The organism is Paenibacillus sp. GCM10027626, from assembly GCF_042676285.1.
Classification (GTDB): domain Bacteria; phylum Bacillota; class Bacilli; order Paenibacillales; family Paenibacillaceae; genus Paenibacillus_Z.
In genome coordinates, this window is record NZ_JBHTHC010000040.1 from 1 (window position 1) to 13,870 (window position 13,870).

Annotated in this window: 9 protein-coding genes; all 9 read right to left on the bottom strand. The window is 55.1% G+C overall.

Annotation, left to right across the window (positions count from 1 at the left end; translation table 11 throughout):
* Positions 1-447: 447 nt before the first annotated feature.
* The 9 genes from ACFQ0N_RS36915 to ACFQ0N_RS36955 all read right to left on the bottom strand — a co-directional run bounded on the left by ACFQ0N_RS36915 (position 448) and on the right by ACFQ0N_RS36955 (position 13,863).
* The gene (locus ACFQ0N_RS36915; protein WP_379335290.1) at positions 448-1,755 is read right to left on the bottom strand and encodes a hypothetical protein; all 1,308 of its coding nucleotides are present in this window, start codon (positions 1,753-1,755) and stop codon (positions 448-450) included.
* Positions 1,756-1,784: 29 nt separating this feature from the next.
* Complete coding sequence (locus tag ACFQ0N_RS36920; RefSeq protein ID WP_379335292.1) at positions 1,785-4,196, bottom strand: beta-galactosidase; 2,412 nt, start codon at positions 4,194-4,196, stop codon at positions 1,785-1,787.
* Between the two features lie 96 nt (positions 4,197-4,292).
* Entirely contained in the window at positions 4,293-5,288 is a 996-nt protein-coding gene (locus ACFQ0N_RS36925) for a LacI family DNA-binding transcriptional regulator (protein WP_379335294.1), read from the bottom strand.
* A gap of 80 nt (positions 5,289-5,368) precedes the next feature.
* On the bottom strand, positions 5,369-6,691 hold the full coding sequence (locus ACFQ0N_RS36930; RefSeq protein WP_379335296.1) for a glucoamylase family protein: 1,323 nt from the start codon (positions 6,689-6,691) through the stop codon (positions 5,369-5,371).
* Between the two features lie 5 nt (positions 6,692-6,696).
* The gene (locus ACFQ0N_RS36935; protein ID WP_379335298.1) at positions 6,697-7,683 is read right to left on the bottom strand and encodes a carbohydrate ABC transporter permease; all 987 of its coding nucleotides are present in this window, start codon (positions 7,681-7,683) and stop codon (positions 6,697-6,699) included.
* 5 nt (positions 7,684-7,688) lie between these two features.
* Positions 7,689-8,570 (bottom strand): carbohydrate ABC transporter permease, encoded by an 882-nt coding sequence (locus tag ACFQ0N_RS36940; RefSeq protein ID WP_379335300.1) that lies wholly within the window; start codon positions 8,568-8,570, stop codon positions 7,689-7,691.
* A 1-nt stretch (position 8,571) separates the two neighbouring features.
* Positions 8,572-10,878: a DUF5696 domain-containing protein gene (locus ACFQ0N_RS36945; RefSeq protein WP_379335302.1), complete on the bottom strand. Its 2,307-nt coding sequence runs from the start codon at positions 10,876-10,878 to the stop codon at positions 8,572-8,574.
* Positions 10,865-12,937, bottom strand: a complete 2,073-nt coding sequence (locus tag ACFQ0N_RS36950; protein ID WP_379335304.1) for a YIP1 family protein — start codon at positions 12,935-12,937, stop codon at positions 10,865-10,867. The genes ACFQ0N_RS36945 and ACFQ0N_RS36950 overlap by 14 nt, the downstream gene beginning before the upstream one ends.
* Positions 12,938-12,987: 50 nt before the next feature.
* Positions 12,988-13,863 carry a carbohydrate ABC transporter permease gene (locus ACFQ0N_RS36955; protein ID WP_379335306.1) on the bottom strand — a complete coding sequence of 292 codons (876 nt, stop codon included), beginning with the start codon at positions 13,861-13,863 and terminating at the stop codon, positions 12,988-12,990.
* Positions 13,864-13,870: the final 7 nt, after the last annotated feature.

The window sequence follows — 13,870 nt, forward strand, 5'->3', positions numbered from 1 at the left end:
AAGTTTTTCGTTGGAAATACTCAATGAATATGGTTTGCCTAAAAGCGCCTAAATAGCAGGTTCTACTCCACAAATAGTCTGCTGGAATTTCATGGAACTGATGTGGGTCAAGCTTAGACCTGACAACTCTTATTCGGCTCAAAATCGGGCCTTGTGGGCTGTAACGAATCTACCGATCGTAATTCACCGAAAATTGGCCGCTTCCCCGCCTTTTTCCCTCCAATAACGTGTGTCTGGTTCGTTACACGCTGAGCAAGCCGATTTATCGGCCAATAGCGTGTCTCAGGTTCGTTAGCCCCACTCGTCAACGTCGTGACGAGAGGGAGAAAATGCGTGTCGTTCCTCGTGCTTCGCCAAATATGCGTACGTCCTTCTATCAAAAAACGGGCACACATCTGCTCGAGTCAAGATTCAAGCAAACATGCTCCCGTTTCCAAATAACATTGCTCACCCGGCAGTCGACGTACCGCCAGTCTCCGCCGACTCCAGCCCGGAAAGCCGGTCTGTGAAGAAAACCATCCCCCGCTTGAAAGCGGCAAGCCCATACAGCATCGAGCTCCAGTCGATCAGCGTGACCTTCGTCGGATACCAGCGGTCCGGCTGCGCCAGATGCCACCATGAATACCTGTGCAGGCCGTATTTATAAGCTGCTTTCCACTTGTGCTCGTCTTCCGTGTCTGCCGGGTTGACGTACGAATCATAAGGGATATGCAGCCTGTACAGGGCATAAAGATCGTAAATTCCCGCCGGGTATACCGGCAAAAAACCGGCGACGATGTAAGCCGAGGCGATATGGCCGGGCGATTCCCCGATTTTGTCCGCATGATAGCCGCCATGCAGCCCGTCATTCGGACCGGCGCCATATCCCCATACATAAGATGGAACGTCGCTACGCTCCTTCCATTTCAGCCGGTCGGCCTGACACGCATTGGAAAAGAACTCGCGGTATGCCGGACTGCTCGCGTATTCCGGAACAAGATAGAATGGAAACTGATGAACGAATGAGGACAAAAACCGCCGCCCCTCCGCCGAATCGGTAAGCACCGGAATGTCGCGGTACAGCGCTTGGGGCAAATGCCGCATCCGCTCCTCCGCAAAATGATTGTGCCACAGCTCCCGGATGTCGCGGTTCTCGGGCTGCCCAAGCAGCGCCAAATACGAAACGATCACATACTCATTATAAGCCGGCAGCGGAGCCGTTCCCAACCCATTCTTGACGACCATATTAATGATGCCCTTTTCTTTATTGGCCACGATGACGCGCCAATCGATCGACCGCAGCAGATCATGCGCCATGCGGGCGATGTCCGGGGCGGTCTCCCGAAAGTGCCGCCCGGCAAACAGCGCGCCGGCCACGAGCAAAGCAGTATCGATCGTCGAAATTTCGGAGCCGAGATTGCGGCCCGTCTCCATATCGACGAAATGGGCGAAGAAGCCGGTGAATGTATCCCGCGCAGGCCGGCAGCCGTCAAACTCGCCCGAAACAGTCCGCAGCGTAACCCGCGCCTTTTCCGCCGCCTGTGTGTCCCAGCCCTCCAGGTCGGCGACGCACAGACCGATCAAGCCGACTCCAGTAGCCGCAATCGAGCAGCGGCCGTCGGGATTGCCGCCGAAAGTCATATAAGCGTCGGCATACAGGCCGGTATGCGGATGGCGGCAAGCGTCCAGCAGCGCATACGAATCGCGGTATTGGCGATCGAAGAAAGCTTTTACCTCTGCAGACAAATAAGCATAATGTTCAGTAATGCTGTTCATATCAAAAGTCCTCCTTGCAATCATCACAGTCAGCGGAAATGAACCGTCAGCCGGTCATCCGCTTTCGCATTTTTCCTTGAGACAATCCGCTGCATCCCTCCGCCGCTCTCGACTATATAATCGGCGTCCGAGATAACCGTTCGCGCCGTCTCCAGCACGATCACATCTTCCGCCTGAGTCAGCCTGAAGGTCAGCGAATCTGCGGACATCCGGGCAATCTCCGCCGTTGCATGCACGACCTTGACTCCGCCGCGGCAAGCAACGTTTAAGGGCAGCATGACGCCTTCTTTGGCCGCCAATTCAATACGCCGGCCATCCAGCAGCTTCGTTCCCCGCTCGTACAAACAGAACTGTTTGTCGAATCCATCCAAATTGAGCAGATGTATGAACCGTTCGCCCTCCCGGTTGGCGGTTGAAGTCATGAAGATGCCGTGATCGGGGCAATCGTGGACGAGCGAAGCCGGCGCTCCCAGCCTTTCCAGCGCCGTCCGGAACAGCGCAATGTCGCAGCGGTAAGCATGGGCGAACACAATCGCTTTTCCCCGGCCGGCGCTTGCCTCGAAAGCGCACACTTCGTCTGTGCCGTAGACGCGCATTAGCGGCACGGCATCGCCGGCGTCGAACAGCTGCGCATAATGGGAGCGCACCTCCGGACGCGGTGCGGCCCAGCCGTCCGCGCAGAGCGACAAATAGTAGCGTTCACCGCCGCTGCGGCTGCCGAGCGGCCTGACGCCAAGCGCCTCGGCCAGCAGAGAGCACGGTCGGCCCTCCATATCGTAGAGAGGGACTTCTCCGTACAACAATATATTTCCGCCTGCGCGCATATAGTCGGCCAGCTTCCGCTGAACGCGCTCATGCATATAAGCAGCTGAGGGAAGCGCGATTACAGGCGTTTCTTGCGGGTCGAGCGGTCTGTTCTGCACATCGACAGCGCCGAAGCGGTAGCCGGCCAGCAGCATGGCCCGGCCCATAATTTCCCACGCGCCCACGCGGTTCGCCTCCAGATTGCCCGCGATTCGCCGCATCCGCTCGCTGCCCGGATAGCTGTACTCCGTCATATAATAGTCCGGTATAAAGGCGAAAGCGACTGCATCGCGCTCCTCTTCCATCGCCGCCAGCTTGTCGGCTGCCGCCATCACTGTCCTGTTTACCCGGGCCATTCGCGGATAGGTATAGTTCAGCCTGCCTTCCGGATCAACCGGAGCCGCGAAGCCGTGGCGCTCGCCGGTAAAGGCGATCCGGTCATTGCCGTCCCCCGGGCTCCAATCAAGCCGATAATTGCGGCCGCCGCAAAACAGATAGAAATTGATGAGCCGATTGCCCTGCGCAATGCACATCCGCGTCTTGAAATCGATCGCGGAAGGGTCTGTACGGCCGCCGTACGTTTCGCCAAAATTGCCGTCGCCGCAGTTGAACTCAAGCGAGGCGAGCGGCTGGTCGGGAAGATGAACCGCATCCATAAAGCCGTTAATGATATACAGATCCTGAAAGTTGTCCATCGTCAAATCGCCGAAATAAAGATCGGAGCCGGACAAATATCCCGGCGCTTGCGTATACGCTTCGTACAATTGGCTGATGCCGATCGGGTAAGTCAGCCCCCGCCCGTGCCCGGTTCCGTGAATGTTGACCAGAAACGGAACGCCGGTTACGCCGAACTCCTCCGCATATCGGCGAAGCTCCGCCACATACCGGGCAAAGCGGCCGCGCATATAATAACCGAGATCGCAGCGCAGCTCCGCGGCATAGCTCTCTTGCGGCTTACGGATGGCCAGGTTTCTGCCCTCCGGCCGGGCGAGCGAAAACGGATAGCGCCGCTCCAGCGTCTCCGCATCGTACTCCCGCTTCAGCCATCCGGCAAAATCGTCCAGCACGCCATCCGTTAAATCCGGGGAATTGCTGACCCATGACAGCATGCCGATTTCATTGTCCAGCTGCACGCCGATAACGTTGCCTCCCCGGCCATGCAGCCGCGCGGCCAGCAGCGGCATGACAGCGGCGTACCATTTTCTCGTCTGCTCAAGAAACGAAGGGGCCATGTAGTCAATCGTGCTCGTGCTGACTGGGCGCCCGTCCCAGGTAACCGGCGCAAGCTCCGGATGCTTTTCGCAGACCCAGTATGGAATCCCTTCATTTTTCATTTCCGCCATAATGAACGGGCCAGGCCTGGCGATGAAATAAAGCCCGTTTTCCCGGCACAAGTCGATAAATCCGCCTACATCAAGCTCGGACCGCACCGTTCCGTCCAGGTCGAGCGCCCCTTCCTGCGGCTCATGGCACAGCCACGGGATATAGGAAGCGACCGCATTCATGCCGGCCGCCTTCAGTTTGTCGAGCCGGTCCTGCCAGTCCCGCTTCTCCAGCCGGAAATAATGAACTTCGCCAGCCATAATAAGAACCGGCTTGCCGTCAATCCGTATTTGCTTATTTCTAATTTCGATCAAAGGGAACTCCCCTTTCGACTCTTTTCGAAGTGAAACGTTTCGATTTGATGGCGGAAGCAGCGACTGTCCCCGTACCGGACCGCTCGCCTCCCTTCCTCAATCCTTCTTCTTCTGTACGGATTCGCGCAGCACAAGCTGTGTCGGCAGCTTGTAGAAGGGGTCTACTTCCTGCCCTTCAAGCATTTGAAAGATCAGGTGAGCGGCCAAGGCGCCGCGCTCATACTTCGGCTGCATGACCGTTGTCAGCGCAGGCCTGACATATTGCGCCAGTTCGATATCGTCGAAGCCAACGACAGCTACGTCGTTCGGTACCTGGATGCCCGATTCCTTGAAAGCCTTGATGCCGCCGATCGCCATTTCGTCATTGGCGTACATGATCGCCGTCGGCATATTGCCCTGGGCAATCAGCATTTTGGTCATGTTGTACCCATTGTCGCGGGTAAACAGGCCGAACTGATGCAGCCGCTTCATGCCGTCAAGCCTATGTTCGCGCAGCGCATTCTCATACCCGCGCAGCCGCATAAGATGCAGCCGGTCTACGGCCATTCCGCTAATATAGGCGATGTCCCGGTGCCCTTGTCTGATCAAATAATCGGTCGCCCGATAAGAACCGTCTTCGTTGTCGACCTCGATGCTTACCACATGCTCGCTCTCCACCTTCCGGTCAAGCAAGACGAGCGGAAACTCCTTTCTGGCCGAACGGGCAATAATATCCTCGCTGATGTTGAACGCCAGCACGATCGCGCCGTCTACCCGCTTTTCCGTCAAAAATTTCACGGCGGTGGAATTGTCCCCCCCAACCGAACTGCAAGCCAGCAAATCGTACCCTTTGGACAGCGTCACTTCCTGTATGCCCCGCACCAGCTCCGCATAATAAGGGCCGGCCAAATCGGTCACGATAAGGGCAATGGTCCGCGTGCTGCTTCGCTTCAAATCGCTGGCGATGCCGTTCTTCTGATAATTCAATTGATGGGCCGCTTCCATAATCCTCTGTCTTGTCTTGTGACTGACTTTGGAGTTGTTGTTCAAGGCGTATGAAACCGTTGAGATCGATACGCCTGCCAGTTTGGCAACATCTTTAATCGTAGCCATTGTGCCGGATCTCCTCGTTACGAAATTGGTGGAGTTTCGAATATATTATTATAGCATGCATCCCGATTTGCAGGAATTGTCTATTTCTCCGTCACCCCGGCCGCCTTCATCCCATGTTGCACATATTTATTTTTCATAAACCATTCCCAAACAAACCCGGTCCGGTAATTTTCGGCCATAAGCAGTGTAATTCCTTTATCGATTCCGATCACATCGGCCGCGAACCAGGCAGGCGACCTCGCCGTATTATAAGCGTCCTTCAGACCGTACTCGCCAACCAGTTCAGAAATGTTATAGTAATGCTCCAGGGCGGCGAGCGATTCCTCCGGCGTAAAGACGATTGAACCGAGCGCGCCGGCTGGTGCAAGCGTTCCGTCCACCCGGTGCGCATCGTTGCTGTAGCCGGACGGCGGCGCACCGTACAGCCCTTCATAGCCGTGCGGCGCATCGGAAGCGGTAAGCCCCCACGCAGCGGGGCCGAACGTATTGTAAACGCCGGACTGATCGATTGCAAACTGGCGGCTCGCCCGCGACGCGCGGATGGAGTTTTCCCACCAGTCAACGCCTTCCTTGTCGCTTTTGCCCTGCAAACCGAACCAGGCATGCGAAAACTGATACGTAAAAATCGAGCCGAACCAGGCGTGGATGAACGGTTCTCCGCCGCCGTAAGAGCCGGTATGCCGAACGAAGCTGTACAGCATATCCGGATCGGCCGGGAACGTTGGCGAGCCTGCCGCCAAAAAGTAAAGCATCAATTGCTCCGCGTAAAAATCCCAATGCCCCTGGAATCCTTCCTCGGGGCTGTAGCCCATATAGAACATATTTTGCTGCGGATCGCGATACCACTCCCAATTTACCCTGCGGTAAAGCTGCTCGGCGATCTGCTTCGTCTCTCCGCCGAAATATTCGCCGGCCGTAATCGCCCCGTTCAGGGCGATCGCCGTGTCGATGATCGACACTTCGCTGTTGCCGGTCCGCCTGGCAGTGTCCATCTGCAGAAAATGATAAAAAAAGCCGTTCACATGCTCGGCGCGCTCAAGCAGCGTCGAGAGCGTCCCGATCGCCCGTTCCTCCGCTTCCTTCCTGCCGACCCATTTCCGTTCGGCGCCGATGGCTAATGCGGTCAGACCGAAGCCGACCGAAGCGATGCTGCTCACATGCGGATTGCCCGGCGCCCGGTCGCGGATTAACCCGTATCCGTCGCTGCCTTCGTCTGTATTCGCTTCCTGCCAGAAAAAATCGAAGCTGAGGCGGCTTTCCCTGTCCAGCAGTGCCTCTGCGGCCGGCAGCCCTTGCGCTTGCTCTTGATGCCGCCGCGTCTCCCCGAAGCATCCGGACAGCGCGGCGGCGGCAAGCACCGCCAGAACCGCAAGCAGTTGCCGCTTCAGACCGCCCGTCTTCATCGCCATCACTCTCCTGTCAATCCCGTCTTATCGACAACTTCAACAAACCATTTTTGCGCGAACAGGTACAAGACAAGCAGCGGCAAAATAATCAGCACGGTGCCGGCAAGCTTGATCGACTCGTTAATGCTGACGGCCTCCGTCGCCCCGGAGCTGCTCGAATACATCTGGGAGTAGGCCTGATCGAACATTTGCAGCATCAGCGGCAGCGTCCGCATGCTCTCCCCCAAATAAAGAGACGACATATAGGTTTCATTCCAGTGCCATACCAGCGAAAACAGAAACACAACGACGATCGCCGGCACGGAAATCGGCAAAATGATGCGCATAAACGTTTTGAACGGCCCGGCCCCGTCAATTTGCGCCGACTCCTCCAGCGCCTTCGGCACGGTGCGGAAAAATTGCAAATAAATCAAAATAAACAGCGCGCTCTTGATGCCGCCGGCAAAAATTGCCGGCACGATGAACGGCAGCGGCGAACCGAGTATGCCATATTGCTTGAACAGCAGAAAGAGCGGAATCATAACGACTTGCGTCGGAATAATAAACGTCATCAGCATGCACACCAAAAGCAGCGTCTTCCCCGGAAATTTGAATCTGGCGAAGCCGTAGCCGGCCAAGGCGCATGATACCGTCTGGGCCACCGCTGGCAAAATGGCGTTCGTCAGCGATGCCCCGAAAGCTTTCGGAAAATCGAGAACAGCCCATGCCCGTGTGAAATTGTCCACATGAAGCGTCCGCGGCAGCCACATAACCGTCGGATCGAGCAGATCGTCCAGGCTCTTGAAGCTCTGCGAGAGCATATAAAAGATCGGATACAAATAAATGAAGCCGATGCTAATCAGCAGCCCATAGACGACAATCTTGAAAATAATGCCGTCATTGCCTTGCCTGCCGAGCAAAAAACGTTTTACTTTATAACCCAAATTCCAGATTGCGGATTTGTTCGCCGTTTTGGCCGCTTGCCGCAGCGCGGCGATTCCCGTCTTCATGCCGCTCACCTCCCTGCTTTTCTCGGATTGTAATCTTCGTTGCGGCCAAAGATGGCGAATACGACGAGCAAAATGACGAAAATAAGCAGAAAGTAAATCCACGCGAGCCCTGTCGCATAGCCAAAGCCGGTATTCACCTTGAACATATGCTCTTTGATGAGTGCAATCACGTCGTTCAGCGCATTGGTGAACAAATCGACCGTCGTATAGACAATATTGACCAGAATAAAAGGCTTGAGGCTGGGCAGCGTAATTTTCCAGAAAATTTCCCATGGCGACGCGCCGTCAATCGAGGCCGCCTCGTAAATCTGGCTGTTCACCTTCTGCAGGCCGGCGAGAAAGATCAAAATTTGCACGCCCGAATACCATAAAATGACGATCAGCTGCTGAATGATGGCAATGACCGGCTCCGACCAGGCGGAACTCAAATTTTCCTCGATAAAGCTAATAATGCCGTAACGCTCGACGATTGGAATGGAGGCCGCTCCTTGCGAAAACAACTCCTTCACGACCTCGCCGCTCGTAATGACGACAGGCAGAAAAAATATCCCGCGGAACAGCCCCTTGAGCCGGATCGGCTGGTTGATCAGCAGCGCCACCAGCATCGCGAACACGACGACGATCGGAATCATGAACACGACTGTCTTGCCGAACGTAACGATTTCTTCCATATATTTCGGATCGGACAGAAAGGCGTTGCGGAAGTTGTCCCAGCCGACAAACTCTTTTTTGATCCCGTCGGAAGTAATCCATACTTTATGGAAGCTCATGTTCAGGGAAAAATAGATCGGGTAGGCCATAAAGAGTAAAAAACCGATCAGCCAGGGCAAAATAAACATATACCCGGTAAACATCTCCCGTTTTTTACGGATCAGCCGCAGCAGCATTTTACTCCCCTCCCGTCACGATGAAATCCATCTTCGGCACCGTACGATTTTCATACGCGATGTCTTTCTGCCTGTAATTGACGACAATTTTTATGCCGTTCGAGTACACTACCTCGACCACGCCCCAATCCAGTACTGTCCGCCGTTCGATCGCTGCGTCCTGCACCTGCTTCAGCGCCTCGTTCAGCTTCGTGTAAGTGCTGGCAATCTCTTCGCTCCAATCCCTGTAATACGAAGTGAACAGATAGTTGGAGAGTGTATTTTTCAATTTCCACGACGGCTCGTTCGCCACAATGAAGGACGGGTAAGCGCCGTACTCCGCCATTCTTAACAAATACTCCTGCGGGTTCGCATTGTAATTGGCTGCCGGGGCGAAGTAATCGATATAGCCGTGCAAAGCGATTTGCAAAAAAGGCACCGTATCGGTCGCAAACATATATTGCGACGAATAGAGCGGCGTATCGAACATTTGCGGCGAATACTTCCACAAGTAATCGTTCGGTCTGTAAAACGCCAGCTTGCCGACTGTCCCGAGCAACCCGTCGGCCAGCTTGGCATATTCGCCGGCCGCCTGCGCGCGCGTGAGTGGATGGTCCGGATGGTAATCGGACAGCAGCATCCAGCCGCTCGTGCCGATCGCCAGCGCCTCGGCGCCCAGGTCCTTGAACCGTTTGGCGTCTTTAGCCGCAATCTTCGCCGCAACGGACGGATTCATGAAATAAATGTCCAGATCGCCGCTGCTTTCCTCATCAAGCCATAAATAACGTTTGTCGCTCATCACTTTATTGTCGATCGTGCGAATGCCGTCCGCTTTTGGCCGGAAATTTCCGTTGCTGCCATAAGCATTCGTATAGTCGGCGTACAAATAAAGCGGAATGCCGTCAACCTTCAATTTTTCCTGCAGCCGCTTGAGCCCCTTGCTGCCGCCCAGCTCGGCCGCCGCCGGAAAGACGTCTGGGCTGCTGCCGCTCATTCCCCCGGTTCCCCAGCCGCTGTAGATGACGGCGAGGTTTCGGACGCCCTTCTGCCGCAAATCGCGGACGATCTCTTCCGCTTCCTCGAAGCTGGTCATCTTGATCATTTTGCTGCCAAGCTGGCCCGGCTCTTTCTCCAATCCCAGCACTTGCAGCTGCAGCGGCATATCGCCGGAAGCCGCCGCTTTTGGCGTTAACATCTCCCGCTCCAGCAAGTAGGAGCGGTACGCTTTCGCCATGCCGACATAATCGGCAGCCTCATCTTGCTGGAACAAATACCGCACCTGAAGATCACCGCGAATCCGTTCCGCCTGGAAGCTATTGAAGCCGCCCATATTTTTGCTTGTCGCTTGGAAGTAGGCGTGCCGCAGCACAAATTGCGGCGATGTCCAATAGAAATTCGTGTTGACGCCGCCCGGGGAAGCGGTAATCGCAGCCGAATATTTGCCGTCCTCGACGATGCCGATAAAGCTATTTTGCCTCGCTCCATGCACCATGCCGAATACCGGCATCATGACCGGCTGTTCATTGACGGTCCACAGCTCCGAATACTCGGCCGCGTAGTCCATGCCGTATATTTTGGCGGTATATCCCTGATCGTAACGGGGATGTTTCGCCTGAAAACGGACGAGTGCGCCGCTGCCGTCCGGAATCAGCATATAGCCTGGTATATCGCCGCTTCGGACCGCGCCGAAAAACGGAAACGGCTGGATCGCGGCCAGCTTGAAGCCGCCATTCTCCGCAATATCCGCATCGGGAATCCGGATGACGAGCTCATCCCGCTCCAGCTTCACTTCGATCGCGAATGTAATATCGAGCCGCTTGAGCTCATATACCGCCCTGATCCCTTCCGGGAGCTGTTCGACCCGCACGGTGGAGCCATCCAGCCCGCGGTAATTTCCCCGTTTTTTTATGGCGCTGGCGTCGAAATAATCGATCAGAAACGGGGAACGAAGTGCTGAGCCCCACTCCTCGTTCAGCTTCTCGCTTTGCAGGACAGCCTCTTCGGGGACGGAGCTCCAGACGTAGCCGCTTTGCCGGTTTTTGATCATCAGCCCTTGCAATTGCCTGTCGGCATACAACTCCAGATTGTCGCTGCGGGCGACCAGCTTGTAGTCCGCCGGAATCGCCCGGGAAGCGATTTTCGCAGTTTGCTCGGGTTCCGGCGCCGTGAAACGGTTTATTTTGTACTCGATTTCCCGGTCTTCCGCGCCTGCCTTCAGCCGTTCCGACCTGTCCGGCTGCCACTCTTCCCCGACGACCCAGGACGAGAGGCCGGCAAACAGCAATGCCGCTATTACGGCAATGCCTGCCGCCTTCTTAACGTTCGACACGATACATCACCTCCTGGAAGATCGATTCGACGAAGTCTGTCACCTGATTGGAAAGACCGAACAGAATAAAGGCGAGCAAAGCCATGATGATCATCCCGATCAACGTCAGAAAAATATTTTTAATCGTCTGGCCGATCTCGTAGCCATGAATTTCTTTCACCATCATGAACATTAAAAAGACGGAATACAGCACAATGCCGGCGGAGGCGAAGTCATAGAGTACGGCCTCCAGCTTCGTCAAGCCCTGCGACATGACGGCCGCTGGCGCGGCGAACACGATGTACGGGCTGAACGCATAAACCGATCCTTTGTAAATATCTTTGAACTTGCCTTCGCCGTCGTTGATTGTACTGACCAGATAGTTCGACACGACCCAGGCGAAAAACGGTACATACACCTTCAAAAATTCGGTCAAAATATTTATTTTTCTAACATCCCAGTCGGCAAACAGAAAACTGGTCTGGTACAGCTCGAACATCCGGACGGCAAACAGCAGCAGTAAAAGCAGCGTCGCCGACAGGACGGACGATTTCCCTTCCGCCTCCAGCTCGTAGTAGCCATCGACCGGATGCCGCATTAGCCGGAACGTATGCAGCAACTGCATCACGAGCTTGCGCCGCTTGAACCATTGCCAGCCGCCGACTAGCGGCCGTGCGAAACCGTTTTTCCGGTGCAGCCTCCTCATCAGGGCGATTGCGGCGATCAGCAGCGCCGCGCCGATCATAAAGCCTGAGGAATGCTCCATCAGCCATGCCCGGCGGATTTCCCAGAAGGCGTTCGAATATTCCTCCTTGTTGCCCGCAACGCGAAACTCCTCCAGCGACGTTTCGAACTGCCCCTGCTTCATCGCCGCCATGCCCAGCCCGGTATGGGCCAAATCGAACATGCTGTTCAGCCGCAGCACATCGAGCCATGGCCGCTCGCTTTGCGTATATTTGCCGTCCATATAATAGAACAGCGATTCATGCACCGTGTTCGTAAATTCCGTCGGCTTCAAAATTTGAATATTGTTGCGCTGTTTGTCCAGAACGAACAACCGACCGTCCGAAGCGGCACCGATGCCGCTCGGCGCCTTGAACAGCCCGAGCCGCTGGCTGCCCGTATCCGTGCCGCCGAATACGAATAAAATGTTCCCGTCCCGGTCGTATTCAATAATGCGGCCGCGGAAGCTGTCGACGGCATAGACATTGCCGAGCGAATCGACCGTAATGTCGGCAATATCCGGATAGGACCAGACGTCCATCAGCAAGTTTTTGCCGGCGACGTTCAGCTTTTTAATGCTGTTGGTCCGCGTGCCGACCGTGCTTGTATAAATAAGTCCCTCGCTGTCGACCGCGACATTCGTCGCCGACGGCGGCAGCTGCTTCATGACTTGCTCGCGCTGTTCCTTCGTATAGAAGGTGCGCTCCAGCAGCTTCTTCAGGCTAAAGCCGGTCTTGTTGCCGCCGAAGTAGCCGAGAAATTCGCCCTCCGGACTAATTTGAATCAGACCGTGAATCGTCCCTTCACCGACGACGAACAAATTTTTGCGCTTGTCGGCGATAATTTTTGTCGGCTTGAACGGGTTGTTCTTGCCGAACAGATGTGAGTCCGGCTTGCCGAACGATTGGATTTCAGCGCCGTCCGCACCGAAAATAAACACCTTTTCATGACCGTAATCGGCGACGTAGATTAAACCCTGCTCGTCGACGAACACGCCCGTCGGCTTATTCAGAACGCCGCGCCCGACGGAGTGCAAATAATTGCCCCAGGCGTCAAATACGACAATTCTTGCATTGCCGGTATCGGCTACATAGACGCGGTCCCGGCTGTCGATGAACAAATCTTCCGGGCGCGATAAGGGAACGCTCTTCGTCCCCCCGCTTTTCGCATCCTGCTCGACAATGTCGAAGCCGTCGACGACTCCCGTCGGCAAATAGGCGCTCTGCGTCATGATCGGTTCCCCGCTATGGTTGATCGTAAACGTCACATATGGGGCGTCCGCGGATGCCTCACCCGGCTGCAGCAGGAGCATGACGATTACGGTCGCGGCTAACAGAACGGATTTTATTTTGGCCATACTTGTCCTCCCAAAAATTTGTGGCACAGCGGACAGATCGCGAGGGCGCGCTACTTGAGCCCCGAATGCGCCATCGTATCCATCACTCTGCTCTGCATAAATATAAAAATGATCAGGTTAGGGATGAACATCAGTAGAGCGGCCGCCGCTGCTATGCCTTGACCGGCTACCCGGTTATCCAGATTGCCCGTTAGCGTCGTCATATAGAACGCAAATGTGCGAATCGTCTCCTTGTTCATATAAATTTCAGACGTTTCCGTGTTGTTCCAGGCCATTTGGAAGGAAAGAATCGCTACTGTCGCTAGCGCCGGCATAATGACCGGCACAATAATTTTGCGAAAAATCGTAAAGTTGCTTGCCCCGTCGATTGAGGCTGACTGAATGATCTCGTTCGGAACCTGATCGACAAACTGCTTGATCAAAAACAACCCGACCGGCATCGCCAGCAGCGGAACAATATGGCCAAGCAAATGATCGGTCAGCCCCAGCGTCTCCACGACAAAATAGCGTGGAATGGCGACTGCGGCCGATACGAACATCAGCGCGATGACATTCGCCTCAAACACAATTTTTTTGCTCTTGAATTCAAGCTTTGACAGCGCAAAGCCAGCCATGGCGCTAATCGCGACGCTCAGTACGACGACGAGGCCGGTGACGACCAGACTGTTGAACAGAAACCGGGTCATCGGGATGACAGTGGCGCTCGTCACATTAAACAGATCGTAGAAATTTTTAAATGTCGGGTTTTCCACAAAGAAACGCGGCGGATATAGAAAAAGTTCGCCGATCGGTTTCAGCGATTGCGAGAACATGAAGACGATCGGTAATATCATGAACGCAGCTAACGGAACCAGAACCGCGTAATATTTCAATTGGCTGCGGTGCAGTCTGGAAGGGTTTATTTTGTTGCCCTGAAAAGATCCCATCGCCTGC

What these genes read in the sequence shown, in the direction of transcription:
- ACFQ0N_RS36925 (WP_379335294.1), bottom strand. Translation starts at nt 5,288, where the DNA reads ATGGCTACGATTAAAGATGTTGCCAAACTGGCAGGCGTATCGATCTCA.
- ACFQ0N_RS36915 (WP_379335290.1), bottom strand. Translation starts at nt 1,755, where the DNA reads ATGAACAGCATTACTGAACATTATGCTTATTTGTCTGCAGAGGTAAAA.
- ACFQ0N_RS36950 (WP_379335304.1), bottom strand. Translation starts at nt 12,937, where the DNA reads ATGGCCAAAATAAAATCCGTTCTGTTAGCCGCGACCGTAATCGTCATG.
- ACFQ0N_RS36955 (WP_379335306.1), bottom strand. Translation starts at nt 13,863, where the DNA reads ATGGGATCTTTTCAGGGCAACAAAATAAACCCTTCCAGACTGCACCGC.
- ACFQ0N_RS36940 (WP_379335300.1), bottom strand. Translation starts at nt 8,570, where the DNA reads ATGCTGCTGCGGCTGATCCGTAAAAAACGGGAGATGTTTACCGGGTAT.
- ACFQ0N_RS36935 (WP_379335298.1), bottom strand. Translation starts at nt 7,683, where the DNA reads ATGAAGACGGGAATCGCCGCGCTGCGGCAAGCGGCCAAAACGGCGAAC.
- ACFQ0N_RS36930 (WP_379335296.1), bottom strand. Translation starts at nt 6,691, where the DNA reads ATGAAGACGGGCGGTCTGAAGCGGCAACTGCTTGCGGTTCTGGCGGTG.